The 20,452-nt window shown below is 62.7% G+C and carries 28 protein-coding genes; 16 read left to right on the forward strand and 12 right to left on the reverse strand.

Going from position 1 to position 20,452, the window contains the following annotated elements:
* The first annotated feature begins 5 nt into the window (after positions 1-5).
* The gene (locus tag AC2TC0_RS03510) at positions 6-578 is read left to right on the forward strand and encodes a TMEM165/GDT1 family protein (protein WP_484716093.1); all 573 of its coding nucleotides are present in this window, start codon (positions 6-8) and stop codon (positions 576-578) included.
* On the opposite strand, the gene AC2TC0_RS03515 is transcribed toward AC2TC0_RS03510, so the two are convergent.
* Genes AC2TC0_RS03515 through AC2TC0_RS03545 form a run of 7 tightly spaced genes read right to left on the reverse strand, consistent with a single transcriptional unit; the run spans position 575 to position 5,801 of the window.
* Complete coding sequence (locus AC2TC0_RS03515) at positions 575-1,390, reverse strand: TrmH family RNA methyltransferase (RefSeq protein WP_484716094.1); 816 nt, start codon at positions 1,388-1,390, stop codon at positions 575-577. The two genes, AC2TC0_RS03510 and AC2TC0_RS03515, sit on opposite strands and share 4 nt — an antisense overlap.
* 7 nt (positions 1,391-1,397) lie before the next feature.
* Positions 1,398-1,676, reverse strand: coding sequence for an HPr family phosphocarrier protein (locus AC2TC0_RS03520; RefSeq protein ID WP_484716095.1), 279 nt, complete (start codon positions 1,674-1,676; stop codon positions 1,398-1,400).
* The gene (locus AC2TC0_RS03525; protein WP_484716475.1) at positions 1,673-2,077 is read right to left on the reverse strand and encodes a PTS sugar transporter subunit IIA; all 405 of its coding nucleotides are present in this window, start codon (positions 2,075-2,077) and stop codon (positions 1,673-1,675) included. Before AC2TC0_RS03525 ends, AC2TC0_RS03520 begins: the two co-directional genes overlap by 4 nt.
* A gap of 42 nt (positions 2,078-2,119) precedes the next feature.
* Complete coding sequence (gene rapZ, locus AC2TC0_RS03530; protein WP_484716096.1) at positions 2,120-3,040, reverse strand: RNase adapter RapZ; 921 nt, start codon at positions 3,038-3,040, stop codon at positions 2,120-2,122.
* Positions 3,037-3,471: an HPr kinase/phosphorylase gene (locus tag AC2TC0_RS03535; RefSeq protein ID WP_484716097.1), complete on the reverse strand. Its 435-nt coding sequence runs from the start codon at positions 3,469-3,471 to the stop codon at positions 3,037-3,039. Before AC2TC0_RS03535 ends, rapZ begins: the two co-directional genes overlap by 4 nt.
* Positions 3,472-3,529: 58 nt before the next feature.
* A complete protein-coding gene (locus AC2TC0_RS03540) occupies positions 3,530-5,101 on the reverse strand; it encodes a sensor histidine kinase (protein WP_484716098.1) in 1,572 nt (523 codons plus the stop codon).
* Complete coding sequence (locus AC2TC0_RS03545; RefSeq protein WP_484716099.1) at positions 5,091-5,801, reverse strand: response regulator; 711 nt, start codon at positions 5,799-5,801, stop codon at positions 5,091-5,093. Before AC2TC0_RS03545 ends, AC2TC0_RS03540 begins: the two co-directional genes overlap by 11 nt.
* Before the next feature lie 265 nt (positions 5,802-6,066).
* Between AC2TC0_RS03545 and AC2TC0_RS03550 the strand changes: the two genes are divergently transcribed.
* A complete protein-coding gene (locus AC2TC0_RS03550; protein WP_484716100.1) occupies positions 6,067-7,659 on the forward strand; it encodes a phosphoenolpyruvate carboxykinase in 1,593 nt (530 codons plus the stop codon).
* 47 nt (positions 7,660-7,706) lie between these two features.
* Positions 7,707-8,150, forward strand: a complete 444-nt coding sequence (locus AC2TC0_RS03555) for a hypothetical protein (RefSeq protein WP_484716101.1) — start codon at positions 7,707-7,709, stop codon at positions 8,148-8,150.
* A 44-nt stretch (positions 8,151-8,194) separates the two neighbouring features.
* Here the strand turns inward: AC2TC0_RS03555 and AC2TC0_RS03560 are convergent, their stop codons facing one another.
* The 3 genes from AC2TC0_RS03560 to rplU form a co-directional block, all read right to left on the reverse strand.
* Entirely contained in the window at positions 8,195-8,809 is a 615-nt protein-coding gene (locus tag AC2TC0_RS03560; protein WP_484716102.1) for a GNAT family N-acetyltransferase, read from the reverse strand.
* Positions 8,810-9,036: 227 nt separating this feature from the next.
* Positions 9,037-9,306: a 50S ribosomal protein L27 gene (gene rpmA / locus AC2TC0_RS03565; RefSeq protein ID WP_484716103.1), complete on the reverse strand. Its 270-nt coding sequence runs from the start codon at positions 9,304-9,306 to the stop codon at positions 9,037-9,039.
* Between the two features lie 45 nt (positions 9,307-9,351).
* Positions 9,352-9,780, reverse strand: a complete 429-nt coding sequence (gene rplU / locus AC2TC0_RS03570; RefSeq protein ID WP_484716104.1) for a 50S ribosomal protein L21 — start codon at positions 9,778-9,780, stop codon at positions 9,352-9,354.
* Between the two features lie 232 nt (positions 9,781-10,012).
* Between rplU and AC2TC0_RS03575 the strand changes: the two genes are divergently transcribed.
* The 3 genes from AC2TC0_RS03575 to AC2TC0_RS03585 all read left to right on the forward strand — a co-directional run bounded on the left by AC2TC0_RS03575 (position 10,013) and on the right by AC2TC0_RS03585 (position 12,167).
* On the forward strand, positions 10,013-10,525 hold the full coding sequence (locus AC2TC0_RS03575; RefSeq protein WP_484716105.1) for a hypothetical protein: 513 nt from the start codon (positions 10,013-10,015) through the stop codon (positions 10,523-10,525).
* A gap of 262 nt (positions 10,526-10,787) precedes the next feature.
* A complete protein-coding gene (locus AC2TC0_RS03580) occupies positions 10,788-11,159 on the forward strand; it encodes a nuclear transport factor 2 family protein (RefSeq protein WP_484716106.1) in 372 nt (123 codons plus the stop codon).
* A 315-nt stretch (positions 11,160-11,474) separates the two neighbouring features.
* Entirely contained in the window at positions 11,475-12,167 is a 693-nt protein-coding gene (locus AC2TC0_RS03585; RefSeq protein ID WP_484716107.1) for a DUF4336 domain-containing protein, read from the forward strand.
* A gap of 113 nt (positions 12,168-12,280) precedes the next feature.
* Here AC2TC0_RS03585 and pspF read toward each other — a convergent pair whose 3' ends face one another.
* A complete protein-coding gene (gene pspF, locus AC2TC0_RS03590) occupies positions 12,281-13,318 on the reverse strand; it encodes a phage shock protein operon transcriptional activator (protein WP_484716108.1) in 1,038 nt (345 codons plus the stop codon).
* Between the two features lie 179 nt (positions 13,319-13,497).
* Here pspF and AC2TC0_RS03595 point away from each other — a divergent pair, with 179 nt between their 5' ends.
* The 10 genes from AC2TC0_RS03595 to AC2TC0_RS03640 all read left to right on the forward strand — a co-directional run bounded on the left by AC2TC0_RS03595 (position 13,498) and on the right by AC2TC0_RS03640 (position 17,057).
* Positions 13,498-13,671: a hypothetical protein gene (locus AC2TC0_RS03595; RefSeq protein WP_484716109.1), complete on the forward strand. Its 174-nt coding sequence runs from the start codon at positions 13,498-13,500 to the stop codon at positions 13,669-13,671.
* Between the two features lie 98 nt (positions 13,672-13,769).
* Complete coding sequence (gene pspA, locus AC2TC0_RS03600; protein ID WP_484716110.1) at positions 13,770-14,432, forward strand: phage shock protein PspA; 663 nt, start codon at positions 13,770-13,772, stop codon at positions 14,430-14,432.
* Between the two features lie 5 nt (positions 14,433-14,437).
* Entirely contained in the window at positions 14,438-14,710 is a 273-nt protein-coding gene (pspB, locus tag AC2TC0_RS03605; protein WP_484716111.1) for an envelope stress response membrane protein PspB, read from the forward strand.
* Position 14,711: 1 nt separating this feature from the next.
* Positions 14,712-15,089, forward strand: coding sequence for an envelope stress response membrane protein PspC (gene pspC / locus AC2TC0_RS03610; protein ID WP_484716112.1), 378 nt, complete (start codon positions 14,712-14,714; stop codon positions 15,087-15,089).
* Positions 15,090-15,117: 28 nt separating this feature from the next.
* Positions 15,118-15,417, forward strand: a complete 300-nt coding sequence (locus AC2TC0_RS03615) for a hypothetical protein (RefSeq protein WP_484716113.1) — start codon at positions 15,118-15,120, stop codon at positions 15,415-15,417.
* Positions 15,418-15,431: 14 nt separating this feature from the next.
* A complete protein-coding gene (locus AC2TC0_RS03620) occupies positions 15,432-15,758 on the forward strand; it encodes a hypothetical protein (RefSeq protein ID WP_484716114.1) in 327 nt (108 codons plus the stop codon).
* A 12-nt stretch (positions 15,759-15,770) separates the two neighbouring features.
* On the forward strand, positions 15,771-16,046 hold the full coding sequence (locus AC2TC0_RS03625) for a hypothetical protein (protein WP_484716115.1): 276 nt from the start codon (positions 15,771-15,773) through the stop codon (positions 16,044-16,046).
* Between the two features lie 25 nt (positions 16,047-16,071).
* Entirely contained in the window at positions 16,072-16,332 is a 261-nt protein-coding gene (locus tag AC2TC0_RS03630) for a hypothetical protein (protein WP_484716116.1), read from the forward strand.
* A 39-nt stretch (positions 16,333-16,371) separates the two neighbouring features.
* Complete coding sequence (locus AC2TC0_RS03635) at positions 16,372-16,620, forward strand: hypothetical protein (RefSeq protein ID WP_484716476.1); 249 nt, start codon at positions 16,372-16,374, stop codon at positions 16,618-16,620.
* A gap of 26 nt (positions 16,621-16,646) precedes the next feature.
* Complete coding sequence (locus tag AC2TC0_RS03640) at positions 16,647-17,057, forward strand: SufE family protein (protein WP_484716117.1); 411 nt, start codon at positions 16,647-16,649, stop codon at positions 17,055-17,057.
* Between the two features lie 59 nt (positions 17,058-17,116).
* On the opposite strand, the gene AC2TC0_RS03645 is transcribed toward AC2TC0_RS03640, so the two are convergent.
* On the reverse strand, positions 17,117-20,413 hold the full coding sequence (locus tag AC2TC0_RS03645; RefSeq protein ID WP_484716118.1) for a TonB-dependent receptor: 3,297 nt from the start codon (positions 20,411-20,413) through the stop codon (positions 17,117-17,119).
* Positions 20,414-20,452: the final 39 nt, after the last annotated feature.

Here is a 20,452-nt window from a genome sequence, read left to right on the forward strand (position 1 = left end):
GCGCCATGGAAGCCTTTCTCGCCTCAACCCTGCTTGTCGCCATCGCCGAAATTGGCGACAAGACCCAGCTGCTCGCCATTGTGCTCGCGGCGCGGTTCAACCGGCCATTGCCGATTATCGCCGGGATTGCCGCGGCGACGCTGGCCAACCATGCGCTCGCCGCATGGATTGGCACGCTCGCGGCGGGGTGGCTCGGCGGACCGGGCTTTCGGTTGGCGCTCGCGGCGGGCTTCATCGCTATGGCGGCGTGGACCTTGGTGCCTGACAAGCTGGAAGAGGATGAAGCCCCGGCTGTCAGCGCGCGCGGCGCCTTTATCACCACGCTGATCGCCTTCTTCCTGGTCGAAATGGGCGATAAGACGCAGATTGCCACCGTCGCGCTTGGGGCACAATATCAGGCGCTGTTCTGGGTCACCGCCGGAACCACGCTGGGCATGATGATTGCCAATGTCCCCGCCGTGCTGCTGGGTCAGGCGCTGGTGAAACGTATCCCGCTGGCAATGGTTCGGCGCGTGGCGGCGGGCTTATTCTTGGCCACCGGGCTGTGGTTCGGCGCCGATGCGCTGGGGTGGGTTTAACGGCGCCGCTGGTTCAGCACTTCATAGGCCATCACCGCCGCCGCAACAGCCGCATTCAGGCTGTCGGCCTTGCCGAGCATTGGCATTTTGACGCGCACGTCGGCAGCGGCGGCATATTCTGCGGGCAACCCTTGTGATTCGTTGCCGACCAGGATGAAGGTCGGCGCGTCATAGCGCACGGCCTGATAATCCTGTGCCGCCTCCAGATGCGTCGCGACCAGCTGGCCCGGCCCGCTGCGCAGCCAGCGCAGGAACTCGGCCCATGGCGCCTGCACCAGCCTTTGCGTGAAAATCGCCCCCATGCTCGCGCGCACGGCCTCGACGCCATAGGGGTCGGTGCATTCGTCGATCAGGATGAGGCCGCCTGCGCCCACCGCATCGCCGGTGCGCAGCATCGTGCCCAGATTGCCCGGATCACGCAGCCGCTCGGCGACCAACCAGATCGGTGCAGCATTCCGGTCGATATCGGCAAGCGTGGTGCGCGGTTCGCTGTAAATGCCGACAACGGTCTGGGGATTTTCCTTGCCCGACAATTTGGCGAGCACCGGTTCGCTGGTGGTCACCACCTCGCCGCCCGCCGCCAGTGTTGCGTTCGCCAGCGCGGCCGCCAGCGGGTGCGCCTCGCTTGCCGCGGTCAGGAACAGCCAGCGGGGCAGCACGTCGGCCTCGCGCGCTTCAGTGGCGATGCGTAACCCTTCGGCCAGAAACAACCCTTCGGCACGGCGATGGCGCTTTTCGCGTAGCAGCCGCAGTCGCTTGACCAGTGGATTGCTCAAACTGTCGATGTGGCTGCGGCGGCCGGGCGGGATCACGACGCGCTCAATCCTCGCCGAAGCTGTCCTTGACCAGCCCGACCAGCTTGGTCAGCGCCACCTCGGCTCCTTCGCCCCGGGTGTGGATGGTGATGCTGTCGCCCTTGGCGGCGCCCAGCATCATCAATCCCATGATCGACGTGCCGTTGACGCGCGATCCGCCCTTTTCCACCTCGACCGCTACGCCTTCGGGCAGGCGGCTGACAAAGGTCACGAATTTGGCGCTGGCACGGGCATGCAGACCGCGCTGGTTGGTGATTTCGACGGTTTCCGACAGCTCGGTCATGGCGTCGCGCCCAACAGTTCGGAGGCAACCGAGATATATTTCTGCCCGGCCTCGCGTGCGGCGCGCACCGCGTCCTGCACCGACATGGTCTTGCGCGCGCTTTCCAGGCGGATCAGCATGGGCAGATTGATGCCAGCAATCACCTCGAACCGCCCGCTGTCCATCAGGCTGATCGCCAGGTTCGATGGTGTCCCGCCGAACAGGTCGGTCAGGATAATCACGCCGCGCCCGCCGTCGACCTTGCGGATTGCTTCGGCGATTTCGGCGCGGCGCGCCTCCATATTGTCATTGGGCCCGATGCATACGGTGGCGATGGCGCGCTGCGCGCCGACAACATGCTCCATCGCCGTCACAAATTCCTCGGCCAGTCGTCCGTGGGTCACGAGCACCAGGCCGAGCAGCGGCATTGCTTTGGTGTCAGGCATAGATGATCGACTCTCGGCTCATGTCGCGCGCGGCGGAGGGGGTGCGCCCTCAAGCCCATCTTGGGGGGTCGAGTCAAGATTGCGGTGTGCCACGATGGGACTATGGCCATGCGCGCGCAGCGTTTCCGCGATGCGTTCGGCGACATGGACCGAACGATGGCGCCCGCCGGTGCAGCCGATGGCAATGCTGATATGGCTTTTGCCCTCGACAGCATACCGCGGCAGCACAGTGAGCAGCAGGGTTTCGATTTGTCCCACTACCGCAGCATAATAGGGATCGGTGGCGACATAGGCGGCAACATCGGGGTCCAGCCCGGTTTTGGGTTTAAGCGCAGGGACCCAGTGCGGGTTGGTCAGAAAGCGCATGTCGAACACCAGATCGGCGTTGCGCGGCAGTCCGCGGGCAAACCCAAAGCTGGTGATGGTCAGCGCGGGGGTGCTGGCCTCGCCAAGCTGAAAGCGCTGGCGGATTTCATGCTGCAAATCATTGCTGCTGTAATTGGTGGTGTCGACGACCTGCTCGGCCCAGCGCCGCAACGGTTCGAGCAGCTCGCGTTCGCGCGCGATTCCGTCGGCCACCGGGCGGTCATCGGCCAGCGGGTGGCGGCGGCGGTTTTCGGAAAAGCGGCGCTCCAGCTCGGCGCCGGCGCAATCGAGAAATAGCACGCCGATATCGCGGTCCTGCTCGGCGCGCATGGCCTTCAGATCGCGCACCAGCGTGGCGGGGCGAAAGCCGCGCGAACGGGCATCCAGGCCGACTGCGAGCGGGCGTTCGGTCGCGCCGCGCGGCTTGGGCGTCATCAACAGCGCCTCAAGCAGCGACACGGGCAGATTATCAACAACCTCCCAGCCCAGATCCTCGAGCACCTTGAGCGCGGTCGATTTGCCTGCCCCGGCAAGTCCGGTGACGATCAGCAGCGGTGGTTCATGCGCTTTCATGGCGCTAGTTGCCGTGCCAGCGCCAGTTCAACCTTGATCGGCGCGCTCGCCTCAAGGGCATTGATGCGGAAGGCGGGCAGGACATGTCCGGCAATCTCCTCAATCACTGGATCGGGCATACGCTCGGTGCGATCGGTCAGGCGCACGGCGAGCAACAGCGGCACCGGCCCTGTCCACGCGCGTTCAATGATCCCCAACCCCCGGACCTCGATTCGTCCGGCAATGGTTGGGGGCGGCGCGCAATGCAATTGCCCCGCAATTTCGGCCAGCTCGCACTGGTCGTCGGCCACCAGGCTGGCGCCGCGGTCAATCAGGCGCAATGCCAGGTCGGATTTGCCCGCTCCCGATGGCCCCAACAACAGCACGCCGTGCGCGCCGATGGCAACGCAGCTGGCGTGAATGGTGGTCACGGACGGAAGTGGCGGAGCCATGCTGCGGTGTATCGGGCTGCTTGCCCCGTCGCAAGCGTGGCTGCTGTGTCCAATTGGCTCAGGCCGCGGGCAGGCTGATCAGGATTGACGCCCCGCCCTTGCCATCCTCACGATCGAGCGCCGCGATGCTGCCCTGATGACCCTCCACGATTGTGCGCGCGATGGCAAGGCCAAGTCCGCTGTGTTTGCCAAAGGCCTCACCCGCCGGACGTTCGCTGTGGAAACGGCGGAACACGGCCTCGCGCTGGCCGATGGCAATGCCGGGACCGTCGTCATCGATGCGAATGCGGACCTGATTTTGCGTCGCGGTGGCCGATACGCAAACCAGTCCGTCTGGCGGTGAAAACGACAGCGCATTGTCGATGATATTGTTGATGGCGCGTTCCAGCCGGTGACCGTCGCCCATTACCTGTGCGGTGCCCTTGCGTGGGCGGGCAAAAGCGATGCGCGGACCCGTCTCGCCCGCGCCGCGCCGCGCCGCGCGCCCTGCCAGCATCGCCTCGATCATCGCGCCGACATCGATTCGTTCAAACCGGGTGCGCGACAGCTCGGCGTCCATCCGTGACGCTTCGCTGATGTCGGACACCAGCCGGTCCAGCCGCCGCACATCCTCGCCCGCGATGGTCAGCAATTGCTGGCGTTGGCCGGGGTCCGTCACGCGCTCCAGGCCTTCGATAGCGGACCGCAATGAAGCGATGGGGTTTTTAAGCTCGTGGCTGACATCGGCGGCGAAATGTTCGCCGGCGTCGATGCGCTCACGCAAAGTCTGGGTCATGTCCGACAATGCACGCGCGAGCGTGCCGATTTCATCACGGCGCGAGGGCAAGCGCGGGACAATAACCTCGCGCGCACGCCCCAACCGGACGCGCACGGCTGCGCGCGCCAGTCGCCTGAGCGGATCAACAATTGTGCGCGCCAGGAACAGTGACAGCAGCACCGATGCCAGTGTCACCATTGCCAGCACCACGCCCAGCCGCCAGCGCTCTGCGCGGACGGTGCGCGTGATGTCGCGTGCGTTCACCGTCATCAGCATCAGTGCGCGGTCGTCAAAGCGGACGGGCATTGCGGCGCTCAGCATCGGCGTGCGGTCGGGGGCATAACGGTAGCGGTGGGCCAGTGTGCCGCTGGCCTTTGCCGCGCGCAGTTCGGGCCAGCTGTTCACCGCATCGACGCGCGGTTCGACAAAGCGCGACGGAATTGGCGCGCCCACCACCCAGTCGAGCGCGCGGTCCATGATACGCGCGGCTTCGCGAAACCAGGGCTGACCATCCGGATCGCGGAGCATATAGGCGGGCGGTGCGTCCTTGAAACTGTCAGCAAGCAGGCGGCCATCGGCGTGGTAGAAACGCAACCGCGCAGCATTGGTGCGGGCAAATTGGCGAATTAACTGCGGCCGTTGGTCCGGGCGGGCGGCCTCTAAGGCCGGCGCGAGCAGCGACAACTGGCTGTCGAGCGCCGAGGTTCGCATGTCGATGAGGCGCGTGCGATAGCTGTCGAGGTAGAAAAATCCCACGGCAAGCAGCGCAATGGCGAAGATGTTGACGGCCAATATCCGGGTGGTCAGCGACCAGCGCGCGGACCAGACGAGCCGCTGCGGCTCGTCGCGGGGCAGCGCCGCGTCAGCCGTCATCAGAGAAGCGATAGCCCGCGCCATAGAGCGTTTCGATAGCATCGAATTCGCCGTCGACTTCGCGGAATTTGCGTCGCAACCGTTTGATATGGCTGTCGATGGTGCGGTCGTCGATATAGACATCGTCCTGATAGGCCGCGTCCATCAACTGGTTGCGCGTGCGTACAATGCCAGGACGCGATGCCAGCATCTCAAGGATCAGAAATTCGGTGACGGTCAGCGTCACCGCCTGGCCGTCCCACAGCACCTTGTGCCGGGCCGGGTCCATCACCAGCCGCCCGCGCTCGATAGGGTCGGCCACGGGTTCGTCGCCGGGTGCATCGGGGGTGCGATTGAGCTCGACGCGGCGCAGGATCGCCCGGATGCGGGCAATCAACAGCCGCTGCGAAAAGGGTTTGGCGATATAATCGTCGGCGCCCATCGCCAGGCCCAACGCCTCGTCAAGTTCGTCGTCCTTCGAGGTCAAGAATATGACCGGCAGCTGGCTCTTCTCGCGCACGCGGCGCAGCAGCTCGAGCCCGTCAAGCCGCGGCATTTTGATGTCGAACACGGCAAGGTCGGGCGGATTGTCGATCAGCGGCTTTAGCGCCGCTTCGCCGTCGGCATAGATGCGCGTCACAAACCCCTCGGCCTGCAGCGCGATTGACAGCGATTGCAAGATATTGCGGTCATCATCGACCAGAGCAATGGTGGCGGTCATCGGCGCGATAATTCCTGTTCCCATCCTTTTAGACCAGCACCGTGCGACGCACAACCAAGGCACTTCGCCGCTTCGATGACAGCATGCGCAGCGTGGGACAGGCCGCAAGCGATAATCGTTTTGACAAGCGTGGTGGCGGGTGGCTAACGGGCGACCACGCGTTTTTCTCGAATGGCTTCGCGGCGGACCACTGCCGGTGCCTTCGGCCCTGTCCGTCGAGTGCATACGAATGCAGGCGGGCCGGACGGACAAAGGATTAGAGGGCATGACTGAACTCAAAATTGGCGAAACCAGCATCAAGTTGGCGGCAGATTTGCTCGAAAATCTGGGCACTGCGCCGCTGATCGAGGAAGCGGTGCGCCACGGCGAGGGGTTATTGGCGAAAGACGGTCCGCTGGTCGTCGCTACCGGCAAGCACACCGGCCGCTCGGCCAAAGACAAATTCATTGTCCGCGATGCGACGACCGAATCGACGATCTGGTGGGGCAAGACCAATGTCGGTATGACGCCCGAACATTTTGCCGCGCTGAAGGCTGATTTCTTCGCGGCCTTGGCCGCCCAGCCGCGCCTCTATCGCCAGCAACTGTTCGGCGGCTCGCAGCCGGAATATCGCGTCGATGTGCAGGTCGTCACCGAATATGCCTGGCACAGCCTGTTCATCCGCACGCTGCTGGTGCGACCGACTGCTGCCGAACTCGCCGCGCATAGCAGCGAATACACGATCATTGACTTGCCCAGCTTCCGCGCGGATCCCGCGCGTCACGGTACGCGCAGCGAAACGGTGGTCGCGGTCAACTTCGCTGAGAAGCTGATTCTGATCGGCGGCACCGCCTACGCCGGCGAAATGAAGAAGTCGGTATTCGGCATTCTCAACTATCTGTTGCCCATGGACGGGGTGATGCCGATGCATTGCTCGGCCAATATTGGCCCGAACGGCGACACCGCTGTCTTTTTCGGCCTGTCGGGCACGGGAAAAACCACGCTCAGCGCCGATGCGTCGCGCACGCTCATCGGCGATGATGAACATGGCTGGTCGGACACGGCGGTCTTTAACTTTGAAGGCGGCTGCTATGCCAAGATGATCCGCCTGTCGCCCGAGGCTGAGCCGGAAATTTACGCCACCACCAAACGCTTTGGCACGGTGCTGGAAAATGTGGTGATTGACCCGGTCAGCCGCGAGATTGACCTCGACGACAATAGCCTCGCCGAAAACAGCCGCGGTTCCTACCCCATCGAATTTATCCCGAACACTTCGGAAAAGAACATGGGCCCCGTGCCCAAGAATATCATCATGCTGACCGCCGATGCCTATGGCGTGTTGCCGCCGATTGCGCGGCTGACCCCCGATCAGGCGATGTATCATTTCTTGTCGGGCTACACCGCGCGCGTTGCGGGGACCGAAATTGGCGTGACCGAGCCTGAGGCGACCTTCTCAACCTGCTTCGGCGCGCCCTTCATGCCGCGCCACCCCAGCGTCTATGGCAATTTGCTGAAAGAGCGGATTGCGCGCGGCGGCGTCACTTGCTGGCTGGTCAACACCGGCTGGTCGGGCGGGATGGCGACCATGCCAGGGATTAGCCGCATGCCGATCAAGGCGACGCGCGCGCTGCTTAACGCCGCGCTCGACGGCAGCCTGAACGACGCGCAATTCCGTAAAGACCCGTGGTTCGGTTTCGAAGTGCCCGTCGCGGTGGCCGGGGTGGACAGCAAATTGCTCGATCCGCGCAGCGCCTGGGCCGATGCCGCCCAATATGACGCGACCGCGCGCCAATTGGTGCAGCAATTCATCGACAATTTCGCGGAATTTGCTGCGCATGTCGACGAAGGCGTGCGGCAAGCCGCACCGATCGCCGCTTAATTCACCTGGCTCTGACCGGGTGACCAATCACCCGGAAGGACCAAAGCATGACCACCGACCACCCGATCCGCCTGTTTGCCGAAGCCGCCGCTGTGCGCCGTGTTGGCGAAGGCCTGCTCGCCCGCACCCTGCCGCGCGCCGAATGGACGCACGAAGCGCATCTCGCCGCCTGCCTGTGGCTGGTGCGCGAGCGGGGCGATATCGCGCTAGAGGCCGAGCTGCCCGCGATCATCCGCGCGTACAACGAAAGCGTTGGCGGGGTGAATGACGATACGCAGGGCTACCATGAAACGCTAACGCAGTTTTACATCGCCGAGGTGCGCGCGCACCACGCGGAGACCGCGGCGCTTCCCTTGGTCGAGGCCATCAATGCTTTGCTGAGTGGGCCCCGAGGTGCGCGCGATTGGCCGCTCAACTTTTACACCCGCGATCGCCTGTTTTCGGTCGCGGCCCGGCGCAAGCATCTGCCGCCGGACCGCGCCGAACAATGACTGAATGCGATGGCTGGAAAGCTGGAGAGAAGGGCCCCACAAGCTTACGCCGCTGCCAGCCGCCATTCCTCGCGCAGCGTTTCGGGCCATCGCATGGCCGGGCCGGTAAGCGATACCTCGTCATCCTCGCCCACATCATTGCCGGGGGCGGCAATGTCGCGCGTGAATTCGGCGGTCGGGGCAGCATTGCCGCGTCCCTTGCTCATGCGTTCGACGATGCGCCCGGTGGGGCGGAACCCCAATTTGCGCAGCACGCTGCCCGACGCCGGATTATCGGTGAAATGCCCCGCCGTCAGCCGCCGGATGCCCAAGGTGCACGCCAAATCGATCATGTGCCGCCCCGCTTCGGTGGCATAGCCAAGGCCCCAGAAGGGCCGCGCGATCCAATATCCCAGCTCGGTTTCGCCATCCTCCATCCGGTCCATGCCGATGCAGCCGATCAGGCGCGGCTGCGCGACGGTGCGCTGGACCATCACAAAGCGCGGCAGCGGCGCCTCGGCCCAGCCCGCCAGAAAGGCGCGCGCATCATCCTCGCCATAGGGCCAGGGCGCGCGCGCAAGATTGCGGACAATGCCTTCGTCGGCGATGGCGGCGGTCAGCGCGGCTGCGTCTTCGGGCCAGCCCGGCCGCAGCAATAATCTTTCGGTACGCGCAAACATAGTATCACTCCCAATCTTGCCGTCCCTTTGGCGTGCGCAAATGACGCTTTCGGGTCAGTGTTTTAGCGAGGGAGATGAGCGGCCCGATTTTCGCGAGCGTCGGTTCCGCGCCCAAGAAAAAAGGGAGCCCGGGGTGACCCGTCTCCCTCGTTTCGATCAGGCTTGCCTTGGCGGCAAGGGCTGGTCCGGGTCATCCCTGGTGGGACGCGCCGGACGGCTGGTCCCGATTATTCGGCGGCGTCCGCCATAGTGTCGACCGACACATATTTGCGGCCAAGCTTGCCATCATGGAATCGCACGCGGCCATCGGCGGTGGCGAACAGCGTGTGGTCCTTGCCCAGCCCGACGTTCACGCCCGGATAGACGCGGGTGCCGCGCTGGCGCACGATAATGTTGCCGCCGATCACTTCCTGACCGCCGAACTTTTTGACGCCAAGGCGCTTGGCCTGCGAATCGCGACCGTTGCGCGACGAACCGCCTGCTTTCTTATGTGCCATGACCTAAACTCCTTCGTTGCCTGTGCCGAGCTGCGACGTGCGCGCTCAGGCTTCCTTCTTGGGGGCTGCCTTCTTGGCAGCGGGCTTCTTGGCGGGGGCCGGAGCAGCGTCTGCAGCGGCTTCAACCGGTGCGGCTTCGACCTTCTCGGCCTTCTTCGGCGCGGCCTTCTTTTCGGCGGCACCGATGGCGGTGATCTTCAGCAGCGTCAGCGACTGGCGATGGCCATTCTTGCGGCGATAATTGTGGCGGCGACGCTTTTTGAAGACGATCACCTTTTCGCCGCGCGCCTGCGCGATGATTTCGGCGGACACGACCACGCCCTCGGCGCTCTTCACCTCGCCGCCGTCACCGGCCAGCAGGACATCGCCCAGCGTCACCGTTTCGCCGGCTTCGCCAGCCAGCTTTTCAACGGCGATCTTGTCTCCGGCGGCGACGCGATATTGCTTGCCGCCCGTGCGCACGATTGCGAACATGGTCTTATCTTCCAAACAAAACAAAATGACCCGCGCATCCATGCGCCCGCCAAAGCAGGGCATTTTTCCGGACAGGCAGGAAAGAAGCGCGCCCTAGCGACCGAGGCCCGCGCTGTCAACCGCCAATTTCCGCGCTTTTCGGCTCGGCAAAGGCCGGTGGACGGTGGCCCGCCCGCGACCAACCCGATTCGGCGCTTGCCGCCCGCCGGTGGCCGCCATATCAGCGGGGGCGATGCTGCACCGCCCCATGTTTTTTCTGACGCCGTTTGCCGCGCTGGCGCTCGCCGCCTGCGCCAGCGGGATGAGCGGCGCAACCCCCAGCCTGGAAAAACGCGCCATCGAAGACCGATTCGCCGTGGTTGCAACCACCCCGCTGCCGCCGCCGGGGCCATTGCCCGCCGATCTGGCCGGGCGGCTCGCGCGCTGGCGCAGCGACGCGGCGGCCGCCGACAGCGCTTTTGCCGCACAGCGCGGTGAAGCCGAAGCCGCCGTCGCCGCCGCGCGCGGCGCGGCTCCGGCCAGCGAGGCATGGGTCGTCGCGCAGCAGGCCCTCTCGCGCCTCGCCGTCGCGCGCGGCCCGCTGACGGTGGCGCTGGGCGACATCGACGCGCTCTATGTGGCGCGGCAGGACGGCGACGCGATTGACGGGTTGCCGGAGATTGTGGCGCTGCGCGATGAACTGGCGCGGCGCCTTGCCGAACAGGATGCGATCCTCACGATATTGGCCGCGCCGTTGGCTGAATAATGGACTTGATCCCGCTCTGAACCGGGCCTGCCTATCACACCGCCACCTTGACAATCAGGGTCAAACCAGAACAGTGAGCGGATGGCATTCTTTGTTCACATCGCAGTTGCGGCCGGCAGGCGATTTAATCGCCCGGCCTGATACGTCAGGCCGGGTCCGTCTGAGTGAACAGATGCCAAATGGCATCTTCATTAATCTGCGTGTGTACCTCGTCTAACAGTCCGACGATTGGCGACACGTTTGTGGAAGAAGGGCAATAGCCATGACCCTACCTGCAATCATCAAAAGTTACCTCGACGCATACAATCGCAAGGACGTTGCTGCACTGGTGGCATGTGTTGCCGACGATGTTGTGTTCGAGAATGTTTCCAATTCAGGGCAGAGCATGAAGATCGAGGGGAGTACTGCCTTTGCTGAACTCGCGCAACAGGCCGCAACGATGTTCACTGTTCGCCACCAAGCGGTCAGGAACGCTGTTATCGACGGCGATCACGTCGCGTTGGAGGTGGATTGGACAGGCACCCCGGCCGTCGATTTAGGTCCAATGAAGGCTGGAGAACAATTGGTAATGCGTGGCGCTTCGTTCATCAAAATCTCGGGTGGAAAGCTAGCCCGGATCATTGATTTAAGCTGATCTGTGACAGGCGGAAGTTTTGGGAAGCGCCTTTTTGCGCTTCCCATTTCTCGATCCTTTTTTCTGAAGCCGGTATCCAGAGGGATGGAAGCTATGGGCAATTACGGTCTCAAACCTGCCGTCGGCTAACCACCCATCCCCGTTCACAATCGGCGGCCGCGACCACTCCCGAAACCTGTCCGGCAGCTTCAGTGGATTTTCGCCAGCAGCCGACATTCTGAAAGCGGCCCCAATTACGCCGCTAAGTCGAACGTTTACGCATGCCATAAGCTGAAATAGCATGAGCTCTTCGCACGAGGTTCGAATATGGTCGCAATGCAGCTCGAGCCGATCGGCCCCAACATATGGGTGACGAACGGCAACGAAATCAAATTCATGGGTTTGCTCTTGGGCACCCGCTCCACGATCGTCCGTCTCAACGATGGAGGCATGTGGATCCACTCGCCAGTTTCGTACAATTCCGACCTCGCGGCGGAGGTCGAGTATCTTGGGCCGATCCGCTTTCTGGTGGCGCCCAATGTCTATCACCACTTCTTCTTGAAGGAATGGCAGGACCATTACCCTGACGCTGAGCTTATTGGGCCACGTGACCTTCCTGCCAAACGGCCAGACCTGACTTTTTCCGCCTTGTTTGATGATCGACGATGCGACCCATGGTCCAGCGAGATCGACCGGGTTGTTTTTGACGGCAGCCGCGCTTTCGATGAGCATGTGTTTTTCCACCGTGCATCGCGAACGGCAATACTCACCGATCTAATCGTGAATGTGCGACTTGATGGTCAGACAACGCTTGGTCGTCTGATGGCGCACATTGAAGGGGTCGCTTATCCCAATGGGCGCACGCCGTTGCTTTATCGTCTCGGAATGCAGGACAGGGCAGCGGGTGCCAAAGCGGTGGCGGCAATATTGGAATGGGGGGCAACTCAGGCCGTCATTTCGCACGGGGAGTGGTTCCGAGAGCATGCAACACAGGAACTCCGCAAACGGTTCGCTTGGCTTCCGCTTTAGCGCTCGCCTCATTCAGGACCTGCCACTCCGCTAACCACCCACCTTCCGCCATTCGACTTGCTCATCTTGTCCGCCGAAAGCCGACGCACGATGCCGATAACAAGAACAGGAATCTACCCCGTCTGATTCAACCCATGCTTCTTCAACGCATGGCGGATTTGGTCGTAGCTTAGGCCCAGTGCCTCCGCCGCAACCTTCTGGTTGAAGCGGCAGCGCGCCATGGTGGCTTCCAGGATCGACTTTTCATAGCCGTCCACGGCGGCGCGCAGGTCGCTCACCGTGCCACTCGGCGGCGACGGCGCGGTCGGTGCGGCCGGTTCGGCCCCGTCGGCGGGCGGCGCTGGGGTTGCTGCGCGCGCCGGCGTGCCGCGCGGGGCCCAGGGGCTGGCGAAGGGGTCGAATTCGACCACATCCACCGGCCGTTCGGGCTCGCGCCAGCGATACACCGCGCGCTCGACGCAGTTGCGCAGCTCGCGGACATTGCCCGGCCAGTCATGCCCCTCGAGCGCGGCGAGCGCGCGCGGGCCGAAGCCCGGCCATTCCTCCCACCCCAGCTCGGCGGCCATGCGCTGGCCAAAATAGGTGGCCAGCTCGGCAATGTCGCCCTCGCGCACGCGCAGGGGCGGCAGGGTGATCACCTCGAACGACAGCCGGTCGAGAAGGTCGGCGCGGAACTTATGCTGGTCCGCCAGCGCGGGCAGATGCTCGTTGGTTGCCGCGACAATGCGCACGTCGACGCGCACCGGGCGCGACGATCCGACGCGCGTCACCTCGCCATATTCCACCGCGCGCAGCAGCCGCTCCTGCGCCGCCATCGACAGCGTGGCGAGCTCGTCGAGGAACAATGTGCCGCCGTCGGCCTCTTCAAACCGGCCCGCGCGTGACCGGGTTGCCCCGGTAAACGCACCCGCCTCATGCCCGAACAGCTCGCTCTCAATTAGCGTTTCGGGCAGCGCGGCGCAGTTCATAACGATATAGGGCTTGTCCCAGCGCTGCGACAGGCGGTGGAGTCGCTCGGCGATCAATTCCTTGCCCGTACCGCGCTCGCCAATCACCAGCACCGGGCGGTCGAGGCTGGCGGCCAGCGCCGCGCGTTCGACCGCATCCTGAAAGCTGGGCGACTGGCCAATGAACTGGGTTTCGCGTTCCATCGCGCTAGATGGGAAAAATTCCCAATGATTGGCAAGTAATTTTTCCCACCCGGCCAATCGATGCAGCAAAAATGGCGGAAATCCTCGCTCCCCGCAAATTGGCACGGCTTCTGCATAACATCATTCGAACCGGCGCATCAGGCTCCGGCCATCACGAAGACAGCAAAAGAGGATTGACCATGACCAGCCCCATGTCGCGCATTGCCGGACTTGCCACGACGGCTTGCCTCGCACTCGCCATCATCGTCGGTGTGATCGATTCGGCGCAGCTCGCTGCGCACAGCGCGGGGACCCCCGCGGTGGCGATTGCCGCCTTTGTGACCGAAACCCCGGCGGTCAGGACTTTGGCCTGACCGGCACTGGCGCCGGGGCACCTCTCCCCCCTTGCCCCGCCCCGGCGCCATATTTTTCACCGGCCCTGACAAGAGGGTCAATTTGGAGTGAACTTACGATGGGTATTTTTTCTCGCACCCGCGACATCATCGCCGCCAACGTCACCGACCTGCTCGATCGGGCCGAAGACCCGGAAAAGATGATCCGCCAGATCATTTTCGAAATGAACGAGACGCTGGTTGAAGTCCGTGCCTCGGCCGCGCGCACCATCGCCGATCAAAAGGAAATGCGCCGCCACATCGCCAAGCTGGAAAGCCTCCAGGCGAACTGGCACGAAAAGGCCGAACTGGCGCTGTCGAAGGACCGCGAGGATCTGGCCACCGCCGCGCTCGTCGAAAAGCAGAAGGCCGGCGACATGGCCGAGCGCCTGAAAAGCGAGATTGCCGTGCTCGACGACGCGCTCAAGGGCTATGAAGATGACATCGCCAAGCTGCAGAAAAAGCTCGCCGAAGCGCGCGCCCGCCAGTCGAGCGTCGTCAACCGCCTCGAAAGCGCCGAAAACCGCATCCGCCTGCGCGAAATGACGCATGGCGACCGGACGCAGGATGCTTTCGCCCGCTTCGAAATCCTCGAGCGCCGCGTCGACGAAGCCGAAGGCCGCGCCGAAGCGCTGGGCCTGGGTCAGAAGAAGAGCCTCGAAGAAGAGTTCGCCGATCTGCAGGCGGCTGATAAGGTGGCCGAAGAACTGGCCGCGCTGAAGGCCGCGCAGAAGAAGGGGTAAGTCCGATGGAAGAGGTTATTATCGCTCCGATTGTCATCGGAATCCTCTTCCTCGGCCTCCCTTGGCTCATCCTCCACTATGTCACCAAGTGGAAACAGGCCAAAACGCTGACCGGTGAGGATGAGCAATTGCTCGATGAACTTTACGATACGGCGCGCAGGTTGGAGGGCCGCCTGCACACCATTGAACGGATTGTTTCGGCCGACCATCCCGACTTCCGCCCCTCGGTGGGCAGCGATGACACGATGGCGCAGATCGAACGCAACAGGAGGAACTGACATGTCTGCCAGCCGGACCAAATTCTACCTCGACAAACAAAACGCCAAGTGGAGCGGCGTGTGCGCGGGGATCGCCGATTACAGCGGGATTGATGTTGTCTGGATCCGCGTCGGCGCCGTGCTGCTGACGATCATGGGATCGGGAATGACGCTGATTGCCTATTTCCTGATCGCCTGGTTCGCCGATGCCAAGCCCTATGCGCTCTATGCCTCGAACGATGAGGCGCGCTTCTGGCAGGGTGTGCGTTCGAACCCGTCGGCCTCGACCCGCGACATCAAGTCGCGCTTCCGCGATCTCGACCGCCGCCTGGCTGATATCGAAATGTATTACACCAGCCATAACAAGCGGCTGGCCGACGAAATCGACAGCCTGCGCTGAGCGTGTGGGTTGAAGCAGGGGAAGCAAGATGAGTTTTCAGGGACCCGGCTTTGTTGTCGCCATCGTGCTGGTTTGCACCATGGGCTGGATGTTCACCACCTGGATCCGCGCCAAGCATGGCTATCCGGTGGAAAATGAATGGGGCGGCATGGTCACCCCGACCAGCCCCGACACCGATCGCAAGATCGAGCTGCTCTCGGCCGAGAATGGCAAGCTGACCGACAAAATCACCCGGCTCGAAGATCGCATCGCCGTGCTCGAGCGGATTGCCACCGAAAGCAACAGCCGCGCCGCGCAATTGAGCGAGCAGATCGACAGCTTGCGCTGAAACAAGGACGAAAGATGATGTTGGAAAATCCTGTAATAGTTGAAGCGCTTGTTCCGTCCGTCGCGATCCTTGGCATCCTTGCCATCGGCGGCTGGGTGCTCACCACCTGGTTGCGCGTGAAACATGGCTATCCGCTCGACGGCGCATGGGGTCAGGCTGTCTATCCCAAGAACAGCGACGAAACGATCGAACGCGTCAAATTGCTCAGCCAGGAAAATGCCCAGCTGCGCGCCGAACTGGGCGCGGTGAAGGACCGGCTTGCGGTGGTCGAGCGCATCGTCACCGACGAAAGCAGCCGTGTCGCGCGCGAGATTGAAGCGCTGCGCGGTCCGGCGAATTAAGGAGCGCGTGCCATGAACGAGTTTTTCATTCTGGGCTTTTTCTTCATCGTCGTCGGAATCCCGGTAATCGTCGGGGTGGGCGGCGACATGTATAAGCGCCACCTCAAATTCAAAGAGCGCCAGCTCGAAGCGATCACGAACGAAACCGCCGAAAAGGCCGCGCAATATGCCGCGCACACCGAACGGCTGGAACAACGTGTCCGCGTCCTCGAACGCATCGCCACCGACAAGGGCGTCGATCTGTCCGCCGAAATTGACGCGCTGCGCGACGAACGCCCGCTGAACTGAACCGAACTAACAGGGAGTTTGCATCATGGGTCCGTTTGAAATGGTGGTTGCGATTGTCGCCATCGTCATGATCGCCAGCGTCGTAAAGGCGCGCTACGGCATCCGCAAAGACGCCAACGGCAATGAGGTGATGGTGAACGACAGCGCCGAAACCAAGGCGCTACAAGCCGAAATCCGCGCGCTGAAAGAGCGCATCCAGGTGCTCGAACGCATCGCCACCGACAACAACCGCGCCATCAGCCTCGATGCCGAAATCGAACGGCTGCGCGACGGGACGCCGCGCTAAGCCGCGGAAAACCAACAGGAGGAACACGCCATGTCCCCGATCCTGCCCCCCGACCTCCCCCTCGCCACCGCGCTGGTAATGCTTATAGGCGTAACCATCGTCACCTTCGCCGCATTGAAGGCATGGCGCGACTGGATCGCGCTGAAGCGTGACGAATTGGCGCGCTCGCATGGCTCAGCCACCAATGGCGACGCGGGTGTGCCCAGCGCGGCCTCGCGGATCGAGCTTGCGGACCTTAAGGAACGGCTGCGTAAGCTGGAAGCGATTGCGGCGGGGGTCGACCTCTAATCGCCGCTGTGGCAGGGGCATGCGCCATGCGCAGCCTCTCCGACATTCTCGACGAATATGACTTCCTTGATGGCGACGATCGCTATCGGTTGCTAATCGATCTCGGGCGCAGCCTTGAGCCTATGCCCGATGCGCTCAAGACCGACGCCACGCTGGTGCGCGGCTGTTCGGCCAGCGTGTGGGTTTACCCGCTGCCTAGCGAAAACGGACGCCTGCATTTCCTTGCCGACAGCAATGCCGCGATCACCAAAGGTATTGTCGCGCTGGTGCTCAGCGCCGTGCAGGACAAGCCCGCCTCCGAGGTCGCCGCGATGGACATCGCCGCCGCGCTCGCACCCTTTAATCTGACGGCGCAATTGTCGTCGAACCGCACGCAGGGCGTGCCCAACATGATCGCGCTGGTGCAGGACACCGCGCGGCGGATCGCGGCTAGCTGACAAAGAAAGGGCGCCGGAGTTTCCCCCGGCGCCCTAGTTTCTTGGCCTTGCGGCGCGGGTTAGAAGGAAACCTTCACCCCAACGCGGATACCGTAAAGCGACTGGCGCGTGACCAGATTGACGTTCGGATTGCGCACGCCGGAGTAGCGATACTGGGCGCAAGTCTGGGTCGACGCCGTATTGACAACGCCTGCCCCCGGAGCCGTTCCAGTAGGAGTTGCCGTCGTCAGACACTGGACGCTGACCACGCTGGCGGTCTGCGGGAAGCCGACCTGACGCAGCGCGCCCCAATCACTGTCGATCAAGTTGAGGACGTTTTCAACATCGGCAAACAGCTTCAGCTTGGCGTTGCCCACAAACAGCGGCAGTTCCTGGCTGACGTTCAGGTCGACTTTGAAGAAGTCGGGTGAAGTCTGGCTATTCTTGGGCAAAATCTTGCCGCGGAACTTTTCCAGTCCTAGGTTGGTGACCAGCGTGTTGAACGCCGTTTCCGATGCGGCCGAGTCAAAGCTGACGCGCGCATCACCCACAGTCGGGACATAGAGCAACGGTGACCCATTGGTGCCGACGGTGCCGAACACCGGCAAACGCCCGCCGCCCAGATCGTTCATTGTCAGGCTGTAAGGACGGCCCGAGCGATATTCGCCGAACAGGTTGAAGCGCGTTTCATTGTCACCAAACAGCTCGGTCTTGAAGCCAAGGTTGAACTTCCACTGGTCCTTGATTTCGTAGATCGAGCGGCCATAGGTGGCTCCGTTCGCACCGACCATCGCGTTGGCGTTGTACAGCGATGATGCGGTGGCCGACGTGATGGCGTTGACGTCCTTCACATCCGAACGGGTATAGCTGCCGCCGATATCCAGGCCGAAATCCCAAGATTTGGCGAAGCGCAGCACGCCGATGTATGACCGGCCGCGGCTGTCATTGGTCATCAGCAGGTCCTGGTTGTTCCCGGTGGTGCCGGGCAGGTTGCCGAAGCGCGGACGACCGTCGGGCAGCGTACCGATCTGCACCGAACGAATGTCGGTCCACGTATAGGCATCGATCACATTGCCATAGAGGAAGTTGGCACCGAACAGCCAGCCATCGCCCAATGGGCCAAGGTCGGCGTCATAATCGACCGAGATTGTCGCGCGCAGCTGGCTGGCGAGATCAAGATCGGGGTCAATCGCGTTGACCGGCGCGACGGCCAGCGATGCGGTGTTGGTGGTCAGGAAGTTGCTGACGCTGGGATCGAAGTTGCCAAGGTCAACATTGTTGAGAGCGTCGCTGCAAATCTGCGCCGCGTTGGCAACCGTCGCGGGGACGTTGCAGCCAGCGGCCGATGTGTTGCGGTCGATGTTGATCTGGTTGGTCAGCTGGCCCGTGTTCGAAAAGCTGTTCGACAGGAACACGTTAGGCGAACCACCCGCGAACACGCCAACGCCGCCGCGGACCACCAGTCGATCGGTCGCATTCCAGGCAAAGCCAAAGCGCGGCTGGAGTACGCCCTTGCCGGCGAAGGTTTCGCGGTTGGAGAAGCCATGGCGCTGGACAAAATTGCTATTGAGCGGCGGACGGTCACCGCTGCCGAGCAGGTCATAACGGGCACCGATGGTGACGGTCAGGTCATCGGTGACCTGCCAATCGTCCTGCAGGCCGATAGTATAAGTTTGCGCCGAAAAATCAGCCGCGCCATCGTCAGGGTTCAGGCTGGGAACGGCGTTCTGATAGATAAGCGACCCGGCGTTGCGATTCTGGAAGTCGGCGATCGAGTCGAAATAATAGACGCCCAAGCTGTTCGGCACGAACAGGTTGAAAGTGCTGAGGTCGGTATAGCCCGCCAGCAGTTTGAAGCTGTGGGCACCGGCATCGAGCGTTGCCTTGAATTCAACGCCCAGATTTTCGGTGTTGAGTTCGTTGGCGTGGCGGAACTGATCGGGACCAAAGATGACGCGTGGCACGCCGGTCGAGCAAGCGAGCAAGCTGCCGGTCGAAGTCGCATCGGTACACACCGAAATCTGGCCCAGCGTCTTTTCACCAAACGGGATCTGACCACGGTTATAGTCAGTGTAACGCACGCGTAGTTCGGTGGAGAAGGCATCCGACCAGGTCGAGTTCAGCTGGAACACGCCTGAATTGACCTCTTCGGTCAGCTGATAGCCGGTCGAGAACAGGCCGATGCTGGGCGAGGTGCCGCTGGTCGAAGTGTTGCGCTGGAAACTGTTGTCGCCGACGCTGCGGAGATAGGTGAACGAAGCACGCTGCGTTTCCGACAGGTTCCAGTCCAGCTTGACCGCCAGCTTTTCGTCGGTTTCGTCGGCGTTGCGGATCACACCGAGTGTATCATAGCCATAAACGGTGTCGGCGATGCCGCTGACCGTGTCGATCTGCGCCTGGCTGAGACCCGGGATCGGCGCGGCAAAGCCCTGGCCTTGCGGGCCGCTGTCGAAGGGAACCGATTCTTCGGTGCGTTCATACGCCACCATAAAGAACAATTTGTCCTTGACGATCGGGCCCGACAGAATCCCGCCATATTGCTTCGATTCCAGCGTCAGGTTGACACCAACACCCCGGGTCGAATCGCCGGTCAAGCTGTCGTCGGTATAGGTGAAGAAGCCAGTGCCGCGGAAGTTGTTGCCGCCCGAACGCAGCACGACGTTAATGGCGCCGCCCTGGAAATTGCCCTCGGTAATGTCGAACGGGGCAACCTTGACCGAGAATTGCTCGATCGCTTCCAACGGCACGGGGCCGCGGTTGGTGGGCAAGCCGCCATTGTTTAGGCCGAAGTCGTCACCAAAAGCGACGCCATCAACCGAGAAGCGGTTGAGGCGGCCGTTCTGGCCAGCGATTTCGATGGTGCGGCTGTTGGTCAGGTCGATGGTGGCGAACGGATCGCGGCGGGCAAGGTCGCGAACGTCGCGATTGATCGAGGCGACGCCTTCGATTTCTTCGCGGCCGAGCGCGGTAATCGGACCGGTTGAGGTCGCGAGCGCACCTGAGACCGACGATGCGGTCACGACAATGGCAGCCTGTTCCTGCAGCGTTACCGGCAAACGGAAAGGCGAACCGGCCTGAAGATTAAGGTCAGTCACCTGCGCCGATTCAAAACCCTCAGCTTCGATCAAAATCGTGAAGGGGCCGCCGATGCGCAGGCCGTTTGCGGTAAAGTTACCGGCCGAGTCGGTCGAGGTGGTGAAGACCGTGCCCGAAGGTTCGTGCGTCAAGGTGACATTTGCGCCGACGACCGGACCGCTAGCAGAGTCAACGGTCCCGCGCACAGCAGCGGTGGTTTCCTGCGCATAGGCCGGAGCGGCCATCGCGGCGGCAAAGCTGATCGCCGCGACGCTCGCGGCCAGATAATGACGGATATGCATGTTCGGTCTTCCCCTGATGTTTGTGGAACAGTCGGGGCG

It is taken from the genome of Sphingopyxis sp. sgz302558, assembly GCF_057220455.1.